The 17,982-nt window shown below is 69.7% G+C and carries 13 protein-coding genes; 9 read left to right on the forward strand and 4 right to left on the reverse strand.

What is annotated here, in order from left to right; translation table 11 throughout:
• Positions 1–677: 677 nt before the first annotated feature.
• Positions 678–2,891 (reverse strand): PAS domain S-box protein, encoded by a 2,214-nt coding sequence (locus ACZ432_RS01765; protein ID WP_426963200.1) that lies wholly within the window; start codon positions 2,889–2,891, stop codon positions 678–680.
• Positions 2,892–3,143: 252 nt separating this feature from the next.
• Between ACZ432_RS01765 and ACZ432_RS01770 the strand changes: the two genes are divergently transcribed.
• From ACZ432_RS01770 to ACZ432_RS01795, 6 genes are all read left to right on the forward strand, one after another.
• The gene (locus tag ACZ432_RS01770; RefSeq protein WP_426963198.1) at positions 3,144–6,017 is read left to right on the forward strand and encodes a bacterio-opsin activator domain-containing protein; all 2,874 of its coding nucleotides are present in this window, start codon (positions 3,144–3,146) and stop codon (positions 6,015–6,017) included.
• 117 nt (positions 6,018–6,134) lie between these two features.
• Positions 6,135–6,278 (forward strand): rubrerythrin-like domain-containing protein, encoded by a 144-nt coding sequence (locus ACZ432_RS01775; RefSeq protein WP_426963197.1) that lies wholly within the window; start codon positions 6,135–6,137, stop codon positions 6,276–6,278.
• On the forward strand, positions 6,275–7,594 hold the full coding sequence (gdhB, locus tag ACZ432_RS01780) for a glutamate dehydrogenase GdhB (protein WP_426963196.1): 1,320 nt from the start codon (positions 6,275–6,277) through the stop codon (positions 7,592–7,594). Before ACZ432_RS01775 ends, gdhB begins: the two co-directional genes overlap by 4 nt.
• Before the next feature lie 114 nt (positions 7,595–7,708).
• Complete coding sequence (locus ACZ432_RS01785; RefSeq protein WP_426963195.1) at positions 7,709–8,203, forward strand: fasciclin domain-containing protein; 495 nt, start codon at positions 7,709–7,711, stop codon at positions 8,201–8,203.
• Between the two features lie 103 nt (positions 8,204–8,306).
• A complete protein-coding gene (locus ACZ432_RS01790; RefSeq protein WP_426963194.1) occupies positions 8,307–8,582 on the forward strand; it encodes an ArsR/SmtB family transcription factor in 276 nt (91 codons plus the stop codon).
• Between the two features lie 55 nt (positions 8,583–8,637).
• The gene (locus tag ACZ432_RS01795; protein ID WP_426963193.1) at positions 8,638–8,919 is read left to right on the forward strand and encodes a DUF8036 family membrane protein; all 282 of its coding nucleotides are present in this window, start codon (positions 8,638–8,640) and stop codon (positions 8,917–8,919) included.
• Between the two features lie 36 nt (positions 8,920–8,955).
• On the opposite strand, the gene ACZ432_RS01800 is transcribed toward ACZ432_RS01795, so the two are convergent.
• Complete coding sequence (locus tag ACZ432_RS01800; RefSeq protein WP_426963192.1) at positions 8,956–9,723, reverse strand: TrmB family transcriptional regulator; 768 nt, start codon at positions 9,721–9,723, stop codon at positions 8,956–8,958.
• 187 nt (positions 9,724–9,910) lie between these two features.
• On the opposite strand from ACZ432_RS01800, the gene ACZ432_RS01805 reads away from it, so the two are divergent.
• Both ACZ432_RS01805 and ACZ432_RS01810 read left to right on the forward strand, forming a co-directional pair.
• Positions 9,911–11,509: a COG1361 S-layer family protein gene (locus ACZ432_RS01805; protein WP_426963191.1), complete on the forward strand. Its 1,599-nt coding sequence runs from the start codon at positions 9,911–9,913 to the stop codon at positions 11,507–11,509.
• A gap of 3 nt (positions 11,510–11,512) precedes the next feature.
• Positions 11,513–14,014 (forward strand): efflux RND transporter permease subunit, encoded by a 2,502-nt coding sequence (locus tag ACZ432_RS01810; RefSeq protein ID WP_426963190.1) that lies wholly within the window; start codon positions 11,513–11,515, stop codon positions 14,012–14,014.
• Positions 14,015–14,062: 48 nt separating this feature from the next.
• Here the strand turns inward: ACZ432_RS01810 and ACZ432_RS01815 are convergent, their stop codons facing one another.
• On the reverse strand, positions 14,063–14,830 hold the full coding sequence (locus tag ACZ432_RS01815) for a DICT sensory domain-containing protein (RefSeq protein ID WP_426963189.1): 768 nt from the start codon (positions 14,828–14,830) through the stop codon (positions 14,063–14,065).
• Positions 14,831–14,955: 125 nt separating this feature from the next.
• On the opposite strand from ACZ432_RS01815, the gene ACZ432_RS01820 reads away from it, so the two are divergent.
• Positions 14,956–16,428: a sensor histidine kinase gene (locus ACZ432_RS01820; RefSeq protein WP_426963188.1), complete on the forward strand. Its 1,473-nt coding sequence runs from the start codon at positions 14,956–14,958 to the stop codon at positions 16,426–16,428.
• A 55-nt stretch (positions 16,429–16,483) separates the two neighbouring features.
• Here the strand turns inward: ACZ432_RS01820 and ACZ432_RS01825 are convergent, their stop codons facing one another.
• The gene (locus tag ACZ432_RS01825; protein ID WP_426963187.1) at positions 16,484–17,932 is read right to left on the reverse strand and encodes an HD domain-containing protein; all 1,449 of its coding nucleotides are present in this window, start codon (positions 17,930–17,932) and stop codon (positions 16,484–16,486) included.
• Positions 17,933–17,982: the final 50 nt, after the last annotated feature.

Below are 17,982 nucleotides of genomic sequence, written 5' to 3' on the forward strand. Positions count from 1 at the left end.
ACCCTCCGACCGCTCCGTTCTCGCTCCGCGATTCCGAGCCCGGTCGCTCGGGTCTAAGCGCTAGGATTACTATACTGATTTTGACCTTTTAACCGATAACTCGAATTTCTTATGATTATCTGCGACTCGGGATTTCGTCACACGCAACCCGATCTCGGTCCGTGACATCGCGACGATTCGGACGTACCGACCGGATCGACCGAGACAAACCCGCCGATGTCCGTGTCTTTTTGATTTCCATTGGACCCCCGATCGCGGTCGGCAGTCACTCGCGGGAACTGAATAGAAATCGCTGGGAGATCTGGAATATTGTAGAAAAGACCGACGAATATGGTCGTATAGTTCCTTCATAACCACAAAAAGAGGGATATTCGGAGTCCAATGTCGGATCATCCAGTTTTCTCACAACTGGGTTCTTCGATGTCGCCCAGTCCGGTTCATCCACAAACTTATCAATATCTAGTTTATTCGGTAATCGTTATCGTTATGCGAACCACCGCCGATCCGGATCGCCGGCTCCGCGCCGAGGACGGTCGCGGTCGCGCGTGGGGCTATCGACGCGTGCCGCTCGACTCCCTGTCGCTCCCGCCCCCCGGTTCGCTCCGCGAGGGTCTCGGCGAACGCGGGAGTCGGTCGCGGTCGAAAACGCGAACGCCGGCCCGGCCTCTCGGGACCGGTCAGCGGTCGGTCGTCACGTCGAAGCGGGCGCCGCCGTCGGCCCCGTTCGTCGCCGAGACCGCCCAGCCGTGGCGGTCGGCGACCTCGTCGACGATGCTGAGCCCGAAGCCCGTCCCGTCGTCGGCGGTCGTGTACCCCGACTCGAACACGTCCTCGAGCTCGGACTCCGAGAGCCCGACCCCGTCGTCGGCCACGTAGAACCCGTCCGGCGTGTCACCCACCGTTATGGTGACGTCCGCCCCGCCGTGTTTGACCGCGTTCCGGAGCAGGTTCGACGCGAGCTGGCGGAGCTGGTCGCGGTCGGCCTCGACGGTCCGGTCGGTCTCGACCGTCAGCGTCGCGGTCGTCGCCGGAAGCGTCTCCCAACACGACCGCACGACGTCGGCCAGCCGGACCGGCTCGACGTCCATCGCCGCTTCGCCGGTCTGTGCGAGCGCCAGCAGGTCCTCGATCAGCGCGTCCATGCGGTCCAGCGCGTCGCCGATCCCGTCGATGTGCTCGCTTTCGCAGTCCTCCCGCAGCAGTTCGAGGCGCCCCTCCGCGACCTGCAGCGGGTTCCGAAGGTCGTGGCTCACGACGCTGGTGAACCGGTCGAGCCGTTCGTTCTGTTGCATGAGTTCGCGCTCGCGACGCTTCTGCCGGCTGATGTCCCGGTCCATCGCCACGAACCGGTCCTCGCCGTCCAGATTCAGGCGGATGAGGTGGACCTCGATGGGGAACGTCGACCCGTCCTCGCGTTCGAGCTTTCCCTCGAACCGATGCGAGGTGTTCGGCGGGAGGGTCTCCCAGAACGAGGTCGCGCGGTCGCGGTCGGCCGTCGGGTCGATGTCCCAGACGGTTCGCCCGACGAGTTCGCTCTCGGCGTACCCGAGCTCGGCGCACAGTCGCTGGTTGACGTCCCGGATGACGCCGTCGATGTCGTGGACCGCGATCATGTCCGGCGAGTGCTCGAAGAGGGCTTCGAGCCGCGCGGTGTGGGACTGCAGCCGCTCCTCGTCACGTTTGCGCTCCGTCACGTCCTCGTGGAACTCGACGAAGAAGTCCAGGTCGCCCTCGTCGTCGAACAGCGGGGCGACGCGGACGCGGTTCCAGAACTCCTCGCCGTCTTTCCGGTAGCTTCGCAGTTCGACGGTCGCCGGTTCGCGGTCGTCGATCGCGGTGCGAAGCTCCGCGAGCGCCCCGGCGGCGGTGTTCTCTCCCCAGAGGATCCCGCGGTCCCGCCCGACGACCGCGTGCGTCTCGTAGCCGGTGAGCGTCGTGAACGCGTCGTTCGCGTAGACGATCGGCTCGTCCGTCTCGAGGGGATCCGTCAGGACGATCCCGATCGGCGCCTCGTTCATCGCCCGCTCCTTCGCCGACGGCGTCGACGCGCCCGCGTCGGCCGACGGCGTTTGTGCGTCCGCGTCGTCCATCGCCGGCGGTGTGCCCGTGTCGGCCATCGCCCGCGGACTGAGCGTACAGATGAGCGAGCCGTCGTCGCTGTACGAGAGCGCGTGATCGACGTCGATCTCCGTCCCGTCCTTCCGCACGAACGAGGTGGTCCCGCGCCACCGTCCGTCGCGCGCTTTCGGGAGGAGCACGTCGTAGACGAACGGCACGTCCTCGTCGCGGTAGAACGTCTCCCAGTGGAGCCCGACGAGCTCCTCGCGGTCGTAGCCGAGGATCTCGCCACAGGCGTCGTTCGCGTACTCGATGTGTCCTGTCCCGTCGAGAATAGCGATACCGTCCCGCGCCGTCTCGATGGCCTCGAGGCCGCGGTTCGCGTCCCGCTCGGCCCGGTACCCCGCGACCGCGTTCCGCACCCGATTGGCGAGGACCCGGTACTGCTCCGTGCCGCCGGCCTTCTGGAGGTAGTCGGTAACGCCGGCCGAGATGGCCTCGCTGGCGATCTCCTCGCTCCCCTTCCCGGTGAAGAGAACGAACGGGAGCCCGGGACGGCGGTCGCGGACGCGCTCGAGGAGGTCCAGGCCGTCCAGCGCCGGCATGTCGTAATCGCTCACGACGCAGTCGACGGCGCAGTCCTCGTCGTCGAGCCGGTCGAGGGCGTCCCGCGGGTCCGTCTCGGTGTGGACGGTGAACGCGCCGTGTTCGCGCTCCAGGAACGTGGCGACGAGGTCGGCGAAGTCCGGCTCGTCGTCGACGTGGAGGATGTCGACGTCCTCCAGCTCCGCGGGCAATGACGAGTCCGGGTTGGCTTCGGCGTCACCGGTCATGGGTCCGTCTCGGGGCCGCCGTGGTAATTGTCTTACTGGTCGCCCCGAACGCGGCTCGCCGCGGCGGTCGCGTCGCGGTCCCGTCGCCCGGCCGTCGCGGCCACGGTGGTTGTTGTCCCTGAAACCGGGAATACACTCCCAGTTGATAAGTAAACAGCAGCGTTTTGGTCGTCGCACGAGTAGCTGTCGGCATCAGACCCCCGCACCGACCCGCGGGTTTCGTGCTCGACCGTTCCCACTCCCGTTCCACACATGAGTCCCACCGCCAGTAGCCTCCTCGACACGTCCGCGGTCGTCGTCGTCGGCGACGAACCGTGGCTCGCCGCCTACGCCGACGCGCTCCACCAGGAATCCGGCGCGACCGTCCGCCGCGTCTCGACCGCGGCGGCGGCCCGCGAGACGCTCTCCCGCGAGCGCGCCGACTGCGTCGTCGCCGACTACACCCTCCCGAACGGAACCGGCATCGACCTCGTTCGTCGCGTCCGCGAGGAGATGCCGACGCTCCCGGTCGTCCTGGGAACGGCCGACGGCAGCGAGTCGATCGCCGCCGAGGCCATCGAGGCGGGGGTCACCGACTACCTCCGGGTCTCCGAGCCGGTGTCGGACGCCGTCGACGACGCCCTCCGGCGCACCGAGGCCGCGATCCGGGAGGCTCGCCGGTCGGAGACGCGGCGCGAGCGTGCGCGACAGTTCGACGCCGTCTTCCACGACGCCGAGTCGGCGACGTGGGTGCTCGACCCCGAGGGCACGCTCACGCGCGTCAACCGGGCCGCCCGCGAGGCGGTGGCCGCGGACGCCGACGCGGTCGTCGGGGAGCCGTTCTGGACGCTCCCGTGGTGGGGCGACGACCGGACGCGGGCGGACGTCCGCCGCCTCGTGGACGCGGCGCGGGACGGGGAGTCCGGTCACGCCGTGCTTCCCCGGGACGCGGTCGCCGGTAGCCGCGTGCTGGAACTCTCCGTGCGGCCGGTCACCGACGGACAGGGCGAGCTCGTCTCGATCATCGTCGACAGCGACGAGATCACCGACCGCGTCGACCTCGAGCGTGAGCTCCGGCAGTCCGAGGAGCTCCACCGGGTCACGCTCAACAACATGACCGACACCGTGCTCATGACCGACGCGGACGGCGAGTACACCTACGTCTGTCCGAACGTCCACTTCATCTTCGGCTACACCGCCGACGAGATCCGCGACCTGGGCACGATCGACGACCTGCTCGGCGACGACCTCTTCGACCGCGAGGCGCTCGCCGAGGAGGGCGTCCTGAAGAACATCGAGACCACCGCCACGGACAAGGCGGGCCGCGAGCACACCCTGCTGGTGAACGTCCGCGAGGTGTCGATCCAGGACGGGACGCTGCTGTACAGCTGTCGGGACATCACGAAGCGCAAGCAGCGCGAACAGGCGCTCGCCACCCTCCAGGAGACCGCCCGAGAGTTCCTGTACGCCGAGACCCATCAGGAGATCGCCCACCACGTCGTCGACGACACCGCGGCCGTCCTCGACCTCGACGCCAGCGCCGTCTACCGCTTCGACGCCGACGACAACCACCTCGAGCCGGTCGCTCACTCGCGGGCGATGCGGGAGGTCCACGGACCGCTGCCCGCCGTTCACGCCGACGGCAGCGACCTCACCAGCCACAGCTTCGTCGAGGACGAGCCCCTGTTCTTCGCGGACGTCCACGATTCGGACCGCCTCACGAACCCCGCGACCGACCTCCGGAGCGCGGCGTACATCCCGCTCGGGGACCACGGCGTGTTCGTCGCCGGCTCGACCGACGTCGGCGCCTTCGACGACGTCACTCGGGAGCTCGCGGACCTGCTGGCGGCGACCGCCGAGGCGGCGCTCGACCGCGTCGACCGGGAGTCGAAGCTTCGCGAACAGGACCGGGAGCTCCAGCGTCGGAACGACCAGCTCACCGCGCTCAACCGCATCAACGAGACCATCCGCGAGATCGATCAGGCGATCGTCCGCTCGGAGACCCGCGAGGAGATCGACCACACCGTCTGCGACCGACTCACCGCCGACGGGCGCTTCCGGTTCGCGTGGATCGGCACCCTCGACGACGCGGGGGAGACGGTGACGCCGCAGACGCGGGCGGGGACCGACCAGGGGTACCTCGACGCGCGGTCGATCCCCGTCTCCGCAGACGGCGTGGACCCCGCGGGCCGGACCGCGGCGACGGGCGAGGTGACCCACGTCGCGAACGTCGCGGCCAACCTCCGTGCGGCCTCGTGGCGCAAGGACGCGATCTCGCGTGACCTGCTCTCCGTGGTGAGCGTCCCGCTCGTGTACAACGACCTCTCGTACGGCGTGTTGACGGTGTACGCGGAGACGCCCGACGCCTTCGACGGGACCGTTCGGGCCGTGCTCGCGGAGCTGGGCGAGACTATCGCCGCCGCGATCAGCGCCAGCGAGCGCAAGCGCGCGCTCCTCACCACGTCGCTGACGCGGGTCGAGTACGCGGTCGCGGACCCGTCGTTCGTGCTCGCTCGGCTGGCCGACGCCGCCGACTGCGCGCTCACCTACGAGGGGGGCGTTCGACAGACGGCCGGCGGCAACGACGTGTTCGTCACCGTCGAGGACGCGCCGCTCGACGCCGTCGTCGACGCGACGCGCCGGCTCACCGTCGTCGAGGACGCGCGGCCGATCCGGGGCGGCGACGCCGGCGGCGTGGTGCGCCTTCGGCTCTCCGAGCCGTTCCTCGCGGCGGAACTGGCGGACCACGGCGCCGTTCTACAGAGCGCGACGGCCACGCCGGACGGGGCGGCGACGCTGGCCGTCGACGTGCCGGACGGCGTCGAGGTGCGGAACGTCACGCGGTTCGTCAGCGACCGGTTCGCGGACGCCGACCTCACGTCCAAGCAGACGCGCGAGCAGGCCTCCGAGCACGGGTTCTACGCGTCGGTGCTCGACCGCATGACCGACAGACAGCTCGAGGTCCTCGAGACGGCGTACTACAGCGGCTTCTTCGAGTCGCCGCGACAGGCGACCGGGGAGACCGTCGCGGACTCGCTGGGGATCTCCCCGCAGGCGTTCTACCAGCACATCCGGACCGCCCAGCGGAAGCTGTTCGCGGCGCTGATCGAGGACCACACCCCGGTCGCGACTCCCCCGTCAGGTTGAACTGTAAACCCCCACTCTCCACAGTGGTTCGATAATCAACTACTGGATATTCCCTTATATCCTCATTATGGCCTTGTAGAGTCCCCCGCGCCGGACGGCCGGGGCGCTCGACCACCCATGAGAGACGTCGACCAGAACTCGGCCGAGGTATCGCCCTACGAGTGCTTCGCGTGCGGGAACGTGGTGCTCGCCGAGAACGCCCCCGACCGGTGCCCGGACTGCGCCGGCGAGATGCGGAACCGACGGACGCCGATCGAATGACGATGCCTCCGACATCGACGTCCGCGACGACGCGCGCGGAGCGGGACGACGAGGCGCCGGAGGAGCCGACCGAACCGGAGTCGGCGCTGGAGACGGCGCGGCGACAGCTCCAGCACGCGGCCGACCACCTCGACATCGACCCGAACGTCGTCGAGCGGCTCAAGCATCCCAAAAAGGTCCACGAGGTCACCGTTCCGATCGAGCGCGAGAACGGCGACGTGGAGGTGTACACCGGCTATCGCGCCCAGCACGACAGCGTCCGCGGCCCGTTCAAGGGCGGCCTCCGATATCACCCGGACGTGACGCGCGAGGAGTGTGTCGGCCTCTCGATGTGGATGACCTGGAAGTGCGCCGTGATGGACATCCCGTTCGGCGGCGCGAAGGGCGGCATCGCGGTGAACCCGAAGGACCTGTCCACGGAGGAGACCGAGCGGCTGACGCGTCGGTTCACGGACGAGATCCGGTCGGTCATCGGGCCGACGACGGACATCCCCGCGCCCGACATGGGGACGGACCCGCAGACGATGGCCTGGCTGATGGACGCCTACTCGATGCAGGAGGGCGAGACGGTCCCGGGCGTGGTCACCGGGAAGCCGCCGGTCGTCGGCGGCAGTGAGGGCCGCGACGCGGCGCCGGGCCGGAGCGTCGCCATCATCGCCCGCGAGGCGATCGAGTACTACGACAAGGAGATCAGGGAGACCTCGGTCGCCGTACAGGGGTTCGGGAGCGTCGGCTCGAACGCCGCGAAGCTGCTCGACGACTGGGGCGCGAACGTGGTCGCCGTCAGCGACGTCAACGGCGGGGTCTACGACCCGAACGGGCTGGACACGCACGCGATCCCCTCCCACCACGAGGAGCCGGAGGCGGTGCTGACCCACGAGGCCCCGGAGACGGTGACGAACGACGAACTGCTGGAACTCGACGTCGACGTGGTGATCCCGGCGGCGATCGGGAACGTCCTGACCGCGGCCAACGCGGACGAGGTGGCCGCGGACATCGTCATCGAGGGGGCGAACGGCCCCACGACGAGCGCCGCCAGCGCGATCCTCGCCGAGCGGGACGTTCCGGTGATCCCGGACATCCTCGCGAACGCCGGCGGCGTTACGGTGAGCTACTTCGAGTGGCTCCAGGACATCAACCGTCGCGCGTGGTCGCTCGAGCGCGTCAACGAGGAACTGGAGACGGAGATGCTCGCCGCCTGGCGAGCCGTCCGCGAGGAGTTCGAGGCGCGGGACGTGACGTGGCGGGACGCGGCCTACATCGTCGCGCTGTCGCGGATCGCGGAGGCCCACGAGGCGCGTGGGCTCTGGCCCTGATCCACCGGTCTCGGCGGACCGGCCGAGATTTGGGTCTCTTTTGGGTCGCATCCGAGCCACATTCACGCGATCGTTGATTAGTACCGCGGTGGACCGTCCATCCGGGTGTATCCCATGAAGGCACACAGACGATCGGTACTGAAGAGCGTCGGCGCGGGAACAGCGGCTCTGGTCGGCGGGGTCGGCGCTGCCGCGGCCCGGCCCCCCAGCGAGGACGACACGATAGTCGACGTGGCCGTGGCGGCCGACGGCTTCGACGTGCTCGTCGCCGCGGTCCAGGAGGCGGGCCTCGTCGACGCCCTGAGCGGCAACCGCCAGCTCACCGTGTTCGCGCCGACCGACGAGGCGTTCAACGACGCCGGGATCACCGTCGACAACGTCGGCGCGGTCGACGAGGAGTTCCTCCGGAGCGTCCTCACCTACCACGTCACGCCGGGCCGCCGCAACGCGGCCTCGGTCACCGGATCGTCGGGGGTTCCCACGTTGAACGGCGCCCGAATCACGGTCGACGGGACGACGCTCGACGGCGGTCGGGCCGAGATAGTGGCCACCGACATCGAGGCGTCGAACGGGATCGTACACGTCATCGACGGCGTGCTGCTGCCGTAGCGACCCCGCTGTGGCCGCCGGCCCTCCATGGCGTCGCGCCTGCCCTCCACGACGGGAACCGCGGCGTTGGTCTTATGTTGCGGCACCCCGACGGATACTTCCGATGGAGGCGGTCCTCTGGCAGGTGTTGGCGGGGACCAGGGGCGGTCCCAACCGTGCCCGCCTGCTCCGGGCGCTCGACGAGCGGCCGCGAAACGCCAACCGGCTCGCCGAGGACCTCGACCTCGCGTACCAGACCGTCAGACATCACCTCGACGTGCTCGAGGACAACGGCGTGATCGAGAGCACGGAGCGTGACTACGGCGCGATCTACCTGCCCACCGACCGCACCCGGACGCACTGGGCGACCGTCGAGGAGATAATCGACCAACTGGAGTGACCATGAGCCGAATCAGGAACGCGGCGACGGACGGACGAACCGGCGGTGGCGTGAGATGAGTCTGACGCTCGAGGTGGCTCGGGTCGCCGCCGCGACGAACGTACTGCTCCTGCTCGTCCTCGTCGGCATCTGGGGGCGGAACTACGCCACGATCCGGTCGAAGCACACGCTCGGATCGGCCCTGTTCGCGCTCTTCCTCCTCGCCGAGAACGCGCTGGCGCTGTTCTACTACCTCGATCCGCCGTCGATGTCCGGGCCGGCGGTCCGGGCGATGATGTACCTGCAGGTCCTCGAGTTCGCTGGCATCGCCCTCCTCGTTTACGTGACCGTGGACTGAGGCGGGGACGCGGTCCGATCGCGCGATGCGCCGCGGTCAGGGCGTCCCTTCCTCCCCGCTCACCGACGACTCGACGAGCGAGACGATCAGTTCGGCGAAGCCGGACCCCTGACTCCAGAAGGCGGTCTCCTCGGCGTTCGGGAGGTCGTCGCTCCCGCGGACGCCGTGGAGCATCCCGTCGTCGTCGACGAGCAGCATGCGGCTGGTGTTCTCGTCGTCGGTGACCTCCTCGGGGGGGTCGAGCGTCGCGACCGGCGTGTCGGCGAACCGCTCCCGGATCGCCGGGTCCTCGGCGATCACGAGGACCTCGACGCCCTCGCCGGCGCGGTCGACGAGCGCGTCCGCGACGGCGTCGGGGAGGAACTCCGCTTCGGCGATGCCGGCGACTAGCCGCCGGTCCGCGTTCCGAATCAGTTCGATCACGCGGGCGTCGACCGACTCGCGCCCCCGGACGACCCATATCTCCTCGGCCGTCTCGTCGGCGCCGGTCTGGTCGCGCTCGCGTCGCTGTAACCCCTCGCGGGCGGCCTCGAGGTCGCGTTCGAGGCGGGACCGGAGCACTCCCACCGTCTCGTCCGGCGAGAGCGCCTGGTACTCCTTCGGGTTGGTGTGCTGAACGTGGAGCAGGCCGCGCGACTGGAGGCCGTCCGCGGCGGGGTACACCTGCGACCGGGGCACGTCCGCCGCCTCGGCGATCCGGCGCGCAGGCCCGGTGCCGATGGACTGCAGCCCCAGTAACACCTTCGCCTCGTTGGTCGCGAGACCCAACCGCTCGAGCGCGGCGAGCGCGTCGTCGTCGGTCATCGACGGAGCATTCCTTTCGGTACGTATATATGTGGTGGCTTTGTTGGGAGGAACATCACAACAGTCTCGCCGGCGAGTGCCGGCGACGGTCCTCCAACCCCATGGCCCACACGCACACGACCCCGGTGACGACGCGGCGAGGCGCGTACAGCGACATCGAGCCCTCCGGCGATACCGGGGGTGAGCCATGACGAGGCGGGCCCGCCTCGCGACCGCCGCGCTCGCGGTGCTGCTCGTGACCTCGATGGTCGCGGGGCCGGTCGCCGGCCAGAGCTTCGCCCGCGGGGAGCCGGACATCTCGGCGCACCTCCCGGACAACGACGTGACCCCGGGGAGCGAGTCGACCTTGGAGGTCCAGCTGCTGAACGACGGTGAGCTTGAGGCCGGACTGGACGGGTCGCAGGTGAAGACCGCCCGCGGCGTCACGGTCGCGGTCGACGACGCCGGTCCGTTCGAGGTGACCACCGAGCGCACGGCGCTCGGCACGATTCGTGACGGACAGGTCGTCACCGCCCCGTTCCGCGTGACGACGCCCGAGGATCTGGAGCCGGGCACCTACGAGGTCGAACTGGAGGTCGAGTACTCGTACACCTCCGGCTCCTACCCGAACTCCGGCTTCACGAACGAGCGCACGGAGACCGAGGAGGTGGCGGTGACCGTCGAGGTCGTCGACGAGCCGCGCTTCGCCATCGGCAACGTCAGTACCGACGTCCAACCCGGCACGAGCGGCGAGGCGACGGTCCCGATACGGAACGTCGGCTCGTCGACCGCCTACGAGGCGCGGGCGACCGTCTCCGGGAGCGGCGGCGTGACCGTCGGCGGGAGCGCGGGCGCCGCGGAGGCGTACCTCGGGACGCTCGCGCCCGGTGAGGTCCGCAACGTCACCGTCGACGCCAGGGTCGCAGAGTCGGTCGTCGCCGGCGACACGCCCGTCGAGGCGGCGGTCCGGTACCGCGACGACGACGGCGTCGACCGCGAGGCGCCGCCCGCGTACGGCAGCCTCCATCCCGAGGCGGAACAGGAGGTCGCCATCGAGGACCTCGCGGACACGCTCTCGGTGGGGTACGATGGCGAGATCAGGGGGACGCTCCGCAACGAGGGGCCGACTGCGCTCACCGACGCCGTGCTGGTGATCGAGCCGACCACCGACTCGCTGATCGTCGAGGAGCGGCGCTACGCGCTGCCCGAGCTGGCGGCCGGCGAGGCGGCCGACTTCGCGTTCCCGACCGACGTGGGCGGCTCCGCCGACCCCGGTCCCCGGCAGGTCCGGTTCTCCGTCGAGTACAGCAACGACGGCCGGCAGACCGCGACCGTCGGCCCTGTCTCCGAGCGCGTGGTCGTCGACGAGCGCCAGTCCGCCTTCGGAGTGGAGAACGTGCGGGCGAACGTCACCGCGGGCGGGTCGACGGAGCTCGTCGTGGCGATCACCAACCAGCGGCCCGAGCCGCTCTCGAACGTGAACGCGAAGGTGTACGCGGACAGCCCGCTGTCGGTCGCTAACGACGAGGCGTTCGTGGACGAGCTCGCGCCGAACGGGACGACCGAGATCCGGTTCTCCGTCTCCGCGTCCGCGGGGACGATGGCGAAGACCTATCCCGTCGAGATGGACTTCCAGTACGACACCGCCCGCGGCGAGACCGTCCTCTCGGACACGTACCAACAGCCCGTCGCGGTGTCCGAACCGGTCGACGACGGCGGCGGTCCGTCGCCGCTCGTCGTCGTCGGCGGGCTCGTCGTGGTCATCGCCCTGATCGCCGGCGGGATCGTCCTGTACCGGCGGCGCTGACAGATGCGCGGACCGGACCCTGATCGGACGCCGATCGACGCGCTCACGGAGCGGATCAACGACGCCGTCTCCGGCCGACCGCGGACCGTCGTCGTCGCGTTCCTGATCGTCTCGCTGGTCTTCGCGGGCGGGATGGGGATGGGCGGCGAACAGCAGGCCGGCACCGACCAGTTCACCGCCGACGTGGAGGAGCAGGACGCCCTCGACGCGATGGAGGAGGACTTCTCGCGCGGGAGCCGCGAGAGCGGCGGGAGCACGGCGACGCTGTTCGTCTCCGACGACCGCAACGTCCTCTCGAAGCCGAGCCTGTTGCGGATGCTGACCGCACAGGAACGGCTGGAGGACAAAGACGAGCTTCGGGTATCGACCACGACCGGACCGGCGTCGATCATCGCGACGCAGCTCGATCCGAGCGCCGACACCGCCGAGGCGCAGCGGCGAGCGGTCGAGCGCGCCACCGCGCGGGAGCTGGACGCGGCGATCCGACGGGCGGCGAACAACGGGGGGATCGGCCCGGTCAGCACCGACTTCACCGCCGAGTCGGGCTCCGCGGAGGTCGCGCAGGTCGTCGTCCAGTACGACACGCCGCCGGCCGCCAGCACCGGACAGCGCGCGAGCATCCAGACGCGGACGGTCGACGTGGTCGGCGGCGTCGAGGGGCTGGAACCGGGCGACAACGTGGTCGTCTTCGGCGACGCGATCATCAACGAGGAGGTGAACCAGCTGTTGACCGACACCGCGATCATCGTCTTCCCCGCCGCGCTGCTTCTGATCGTCTTCTTCCTCGTCGTGGCCTACCGGGACCCGGTCGACCTCGGCCTCGGCGTGGTCGCGCTGCTGATGACGCTCGTGTGGACGTTCGGGTTCATGGGCTACGCGTCCATCCCGTTCTCCGACTCGCTGGTCACCGTCTTCCCGCTGCTGCTCGCGGTCGGGATCGACTTCGGGATCCACATCATCAACCGGTACCGCGAGGAGCGCGCCGAGGGGGCGGCGATCGGCGAGGCGATGCGGCTCACGACCGACCAGCTGACGACCGCCTTCTTCATCGTCACGCTCACCACGGTGTTCGGGTTCGCCGCCAACCTCACCAGTTCGCTCGGCCAGCTCCAGGACTTCGGGATCGTCGCCGCCGCGGGGATCGTCTTCACGTTCCTGATCTTCGGCGTGTTCCTGCCCGCCGGGAAGGTCGTCCTCGACCGGCTCCGGGAGGGGACCCGCTTCCCGCGGTTCGGGACCGCGCCGCTCGGCCGCGAGGGGTCGATCATGGGGACGGTCCTCCCGCTCGGGGCGAAGGCGGCCCGGGTCGCGCCCGTCGTCGTCCTCGTCGTCGCGCTCGTCGCGGGCGCGGCGGGCGGCGCGTACGGGACCGGCGTCGACACGGAGTTCTCACAGGAGGCGTTCTTCCCCGACCAGGAGAAGGTCGACGCCTACGGCCAGCTCCCGGAGCCGCTCGCGCCGTCGGAGTACACGTTCATGCGCGTGCTCGACCACCTGGAGGAGGACTTCGACCAGGGGTTCATCGGCTCGGTGACGCTGTACGTGCAGGACAGGGACGTGCGGTCGAACGTCGCGCTGGAGGACGTCGACCGGGCCACGCAGGACCCGCCCGACGCGTTCGCCTCCGAGAACCGCCGCGCGGAGGCGACCAGCATCGTCTCGGTGATGGAGTCGCGCGCCGCCGCCGACCCCGAGTTCGCCGCGATGGTCGACCGCTTCGACACGGACGGCGACGGGATCCCGGACCGCGAGGTCGACCGCGTCTACGACGAGCTGCTGTCGTCGGCACACGGCGACCGGGCGCGCAACTACCTCACCGCGGACCGAAGCGCGACCCGGATCGAGTACACGCTCACGGCCGACGCCGACCAGGCGGAGGCGACCGCGGCCGCGAACGCGGTCGCCGAGGACATGCGCCTCGACGCGACGCCGACCGGCACGCTCGTGGTCAACCAGGTGGTGATCGACCGGATCACCGAGTCGGCGATCCGGAGCCTGATCGTCGCGTTCCTGCTGACGGCGGCGTTCCTGATGGTCTCGTACTGGTGGCTGGAGAGCCGGGCCGTCTACGGCCTGATCAACCTCGTCCCGGTGCTCGTCACCGTCGGCCTGCTGGCGGGGTCGATGCGCTACTTCGGGATCCCGCTCACGCCGTTCAACGCGCCGATCCTCTCCGTGTCGATCGGGCTGGGGGTCGACTACACGGTCCACTATATGCACCGCTTCGTCGACGAGTACGAGGCGGGCCGGAGCGTCGAGGAAGCCCTGCTGATCACCTCTCGGGGGACCGGCGGGGCGCTCACGGGGAGCATGCTCACGACCGTCTGCGGGCTCGGAACCCTCTATCTCGCGCTGATCCCGCTGGTCGCTGAGTTCGGGGTCCTGCTCGCGCTCGGGGTGTTCTACGCCTACCTCGCGTCGATCTTCGTGCTCCCCTCCGTCATCGTGGTCTGGGACCGCACCGCCTCGCTGGCCGCGCCGGTCGCGAACGCCGTGACGCGCTGACCCAACGGGAATCCGCGGACACTGAGCCGCCCCCGCTCCGTGGCCCCCTCAGAGCTCGCTGGCGAGGTAGGCCTCGATCTCGCGGACGGTCCCGGCGTCGAACGTCCAGTAGCCGTCCCACACGTTCCGCTCGCGCTCGATCGCGACGAGGCCGACGTGGTCGTCTCGGTCGTCGGGGTCGTCCGGCGTGAACACCACGAACCACGACCGCCGGTACTCGTAGGAGTCGCCGGCGTGGACCGTCACGGGGAGTTCGTGGACGTCCGCCCAGTCGTCGCGGCCGTAGACGTGGACGTCGACCGCCGTTTCGCCCAGGGACCGATAGACCTCGTTGGTCCCGCGCTCGTCCTGCAGGCGGGACAGTCGCTGGAACGACGACCGGAGCGTTCCCGCCCCGGCCTCGTAGGCAGTGCGCTCGATCACGCGCGACATCACGATCAGCAGGAGCTTCTCCTTGTTCGAGGCGGGGTAGCCGCGGACGGTGAACGCGAAGTCGTCGAGCCCCTCGAACACGTCCGGGAGGTCTATCTCCGTCAGCTTCCGGGCTCCCGTCTTGAACAGATCCGAGTTGATCAGCAGGACCGAGTCCATCAGCGCCGACAGCGGAGAGCGGGCGATTATCTCTCCGTCCTCGACGAGCGCGACCAGGTCCTCCGCTTCCCCTTCCATTTCGACGTCTTCGACGGGGACCGGCTGCGTGTCGAGGAGGTCGCCGAGGAGGTTCCGCACGGCGTCCGGGGACGACCGGTTGACGAGCAACAGCGACCGCTCGGGTGCGTCGGCCCGTTCGATGAACTCCCGGAGCGAATCGGCCATCGTGTTTACGACCAGTTGCGACGGCAAAAAGACAAGTGTTCCGGCCAGCACTCGTCCGTCTGCGATGCTCCGTCGAGTGAGGCCGTACCAAACAGCTACTAACCTCGATCCCGTACCGCGACACAGTGAGTCCAGACGATCCGGTTCCCCCGGCGATCCTTCGGGACGTGCTCGACGGGCTTTCGTACTGCCTGGCGGTCGTCGACGAGGACGGGCGCATCGTGGACCTGAACGAGGATTGGCGATCGTTCGCCGCGAACGCGGACGTCCCGCTCGCCGGCGCTGGCGACGACGCCGCGGACGGCCCGGCGTACCTCGACACGCTGCGGACGAGCGACGACCCGCACGCCGCCCGCGTCGCGGAGTCGGTCGTCACGGCGCTGGAGTCCGGCACCCAACCGCCGACGGTGCGGTACCCCTACACCGAGGGCGACGGCGCCCACGCGCGGTCGGTCCGCGTGATCCCGATCCAGCGCGACGGCCAGCGGTACGCAGTCGTCGTCCACGCCGACGTCGACGAGGACGTGCGCGCGGCCGCGGACCTCCGACTGAAGGAGCGCGCGATGGACGAGGCGCCGGTGGGGATCACCATCGCCGACCCGGACCGCCCGGACTACCCGATCATCTACGCGAACGAGGCGTTCGAGCGCATCACGGGGTACTCCGTGCCCGAGGTGCTCGGGCGGAACTGCCGGTTCCTCCAGAACGACAACAGCGACGAGTCGTCGATCGCCGAGATGCGCGAGGCGGTCAACGAGGAGGAGTTCGTCTCCGTCGAACTGATAAACGAGCGCAAGGACGGCGAGGAGTTCTGGAACCGGGTCACCATCGCGCCGCTTTTCGACGAGGACGGCGAGCTCACCCACTACGTCGGCTTTCAGGAGGACGTGACCGACCGCCACGAGACGGCGCTCGAACTGGAGCGGGAGCGCGACCGCCTGGCCCTGCTCAACCAGGTGGTCCGGCACGACATCCGCAACGACATGGCGGTCGCGCTGGGCTGGGGGGAGACGCTGACGGACCAGGTCGAGGGGGAGCGCCGCGACGCGCTCGAGCGCGTCCTCGACGCGGCGACCCACGCCAAGGACCTGACGACCGCGGTCGCCGACATCGAGCGCGTCTTCGCCGGCGAGGACCCCGAACTGGAGCCCACGCCGCTGGCGCCGGTGCTCCGCGAGGAGATCGGGCGGGTCAACTCCAGTTTCGACTTCCGCGCGGAGTCGGTGACGATCCGCGGCGGCGACGACCTCCCCGACGGCATCCGGGTCGAGGCAAGCTCGCTGCTCTCGTCGGTGTTCGGAAACCTGCTCGACAACGCCGTCTTCCACAACGACGGCGACCACCCCGAGATCACCGTCTCGATCGAGGAGCACGACGAGTCGGTCGTCGTCCACATCGCCGACGACGGTCCCGGCGTTCCCGACGACCGCAAGCGCGAGGTGTTCGGCCGCGGCGAGAAGGGGCTCGAAAGCGCCGGGAGCGGGCTCGGTCTCTACCTCGTCGACCAGCTCGTGCGGTCGTACGGCGGCTCCGTCTGGGTCGAGGACAACGACCCCCGCGGCGCGGTCTTCTGCGTCGAACTGCAGCGAGCCGACTGAGCGCAGGTCGCCCTCGCCAGACGGCACCCCCTCGCGCGTTCCGCCGGCGCCGAGGCTACCGTTCCGGCGGCGCTTCGGGACCGCCGGAGCGGTCCTCGCCGCTTCCCCCGGCATCGGTCTCGGCCCGCCCGCCGTGTTCCTCGTGGAACCGTTCCACCAGCGTCCGCGTTGCGCGCTTCCGCTCCCCCGCCGGCACGAAGACGAACGGGATCGGCACGTCGAAGGCGCGCTCGCCGTAGAGTCCCCAGTCGCCGACCGACCGTGTCGTGCCGCCGTACGCGATGGGGATGTCGCGGAGCTCCCCCGGCTCGTACTCCGGCACGTAGGAGCGCTCGATCCACACCTCGTGGGTCGGCATGCCGATCTCCGCGGCGACGAGCCCCTCGAGGCGGTCGTCGTTGCTCACCAGCCACTCGCCGAAGGCGTCGAGGTCGGCGTCGACGCGGTCGGCGTACGCGATCCGGTGTTTCCAGCAGGTCTTGGGGAACCGGCGCGCCCGGAAGCGGTCGTAGAGGTCCGCGAGCCGCCCCTCGGGGGCCTCGTCGGCGGCGTGGCGCAGCCGCTCCATCAGGGTGTTGTCGTCGACGTGGTCGTCCAGCACTCCGTCGATCGTGACCGGGGGAGCGTCCCGGAGGTCGGCCAGTTCCTCCAGCATCGCCCGGAGGAGGACGTTCGCGTACACCGACTTGTGGTGCTGAGTCACCCACATGTACAGCGCGATTCGCCCCTCGAGGTAGTTGCCGATGGTCGAGAGCGCCTTCTCGGAGAGCGCCAGCCCCTCCTCGGGGTGGGCGGTGTAGGCGCTCACCATCCGGTCGGTGTCGAAGCTCAACACGTCCGCGCCCGTCATCCGGTTGTCGCGGGTGATGTAGTCGAGCCGGTCCACGTCGATGGGCGAGTGGAGCAGCTGCGCGCCGAGCCCGTACTGCCACGGCCCGCCGCGCTCGTAGACGAGGCTGTAGCCGAGCACGTAGCCGCACACCTCCATCGGGTCCACCTCCAGCGCGCGGAGGGCGTCGCCGTACTCCCGCAAGACGATCAGACAGCCCAGCAGCTCGTGGGTGCTGGCCGCACGCAGGGGGCCGTCTCGCAGCCCGGCCTCCTCGAACGCGGCCACGAGCCCGCGGGTATCGAGCCGGTCGTACAGCTCGGACCGGTCCAGAAACCCCTCGGCGAGGTGCGAGAAGGGCGGATGGCCGATGTCGTGGAGCAGGCACGCGCACGCGAGCGTGCGCTGGATCTCGTCCAGCTCCTCGGCGCTCGCGTTTCGGGTGAAGTACGGCTGCGTGCGAAGGTTCTCGAAGACGGTGCGTCCGAGGTGGTAGACGCCGAGGCTGTGTTCGAAGCGCGTATGGTTCGCGCCGGGGTAGACGAGGTGCGTCGCCGACAGCTGGCGGACGTACCGCAGTCGCTGGAACGGGCGCGTGTCGACGATGCGGTCGACGACCGCGTCCGACAGCTCGATGTAGCCGTGGACGGGGTCCTTGATGGTTGTCGTGGACATGGTGGAAACGGCGCGGCCGCGACCGCCGGCGGCGTCTCTCGGCCATCCGG

The organism is Haloparvum alkalitolerans (assembly GCF_055381565.1).

Coding starts and splice junctions, on each gene's coding strand:
- ACZ432_RS01765 (WP_426963200.1), bottom strand. CDS start 2,891: ATGACCGGTGACGCCGAAGCCAACCCGGACTCGTCATTGCCCGCGGAG.
- ACZ432_RS01770 (WP_426963198.1), top strand. CDS start 3,144: ATGAGTCCCACCGCCAGTAGCCTCCTCGACACGTCCGCGGTCGTCGTC.
- ACZ432_RS01775 (WP_426963197.1), top strand. CDS start 6,135: ATGAGAGACGTCGACCAGAACTCGGCCGAGGTATCGCCCTACGAGTGC.
- gdhB (WP_426963196.1), top strand. CDS start 6,275: ATGACGATGCCTCCGACATCGACGTCCGCGACGACGCGCGCGGAGCGG.
- ACZ432_RS01785 (WP_426963195.1), top strand. CDS start 7,709: ATGAAGGCACACAGACGATCGGTACTGAAGAGCGTCGGCGCGGGAACA.
- ACZ432_RS01790 (WP_426963194.1), top strand. CDS start 8,307: ATGGAGGCGGTCCTCTGGCAGGTGTTGGCGGGGACCAGGGGCGGTCCC.
- ACZ432_RS01795 (WP_426963193.1), top strand. CDS start 8,638: ATGAGTCTGACGCTCGAGGTGGCTCGGGTCGCCGCCGCGACGAACGTA.
- ACZ432_RS01800 (WP_426963192.1), bottom strand. CDS start 9,723: ATGACCGACGACGACGCGCTCGCCGCGCTCGAGCGGTTGGGTCTCGCG.
- ACZ432_RS01805 (WP_426963191.1), top strand. CDS start 9,911: ATGACGAGGCGGGCCCGCCTCGCGACCGCCGCGCTCGCGGTGCTGCTC.
- ACZ432_RS01810 (WP_426963190.1), top strand. CDS start 11,513: ATGCGCGGACCGGACCCTGATCGGACGCCGATCGACGCGCTCACGGAG.
- ACZ432_RS01815 (WP_426963189.1), bottom strand. CDS start 14,830: ATGGCCGATTCGCTCCGGGAGTTCATCGAACGGGCCGACGCACCCGAG.
- ACZ432_RS01825 (WP_426963187.1), bottom strand. CDS start 17,932: ATGTCCACGACAACCATCAAGGACCCCGTCCACGGCTACATCGAGCTG.